The organism is Citrobacter sp. TBCS-14 (assembly GCF_005280805.1).
Taxonomy (GTDB): domain Bacteria; phylum Pseudomonadota; class Gammaproteobacteria; order Enterobacterales; family Enterobacteriaceae; genus Citrobacter; species Citrobacter gillenii.
This window is the reverse complement of record NZ_SZWM01000089.1, coordinates 1-228: the sequence shown is the minus strand read 5'-3', so window position 1 is coordinate 228 and position 228 is coordinate 1. Positions and strand designations below refer to the sequence as shown.

The following is a 228-nucleotide window of genomic DNA, read 5'->3' as shown; positions in this document are numbered from 1 at the left end:
GTACACCGCACGTGATGTGCGCTTATCTGTACGACGTTGCCGGCCTGTTCTCTGGCTTCTACGAACACTGCCCGATCCTCAGCGCTGAAAACGAAGAAATTCGTAACAGCCGCCTGAAACTGGCACAGCTGACGGCGAAAACCCTGAAGCTGGGTCTGGATACGCTGGGTATCGAAACCGTAGAACGCATGTAATCACCTCGAGTGATGTGAAAGCCTGCGCTATGTC

General features: G+C 53.9%; 1 protein-coding gene. It reads left to right on the top strand.

Annotated features, from left to right (window positions below; all coding sequences use genetic code 11):
* Positions 1-194 (top strand): DALR anticodon-binding domain-containing protein (locus FDX22_RS00495; RefSeq protein WP_255432658.1); only part of this gene is annotated, 194 nt, incomplete at its 5' end.
* Between the last annotated feature and the right edge of the window lie 34 nt (positions 195-228).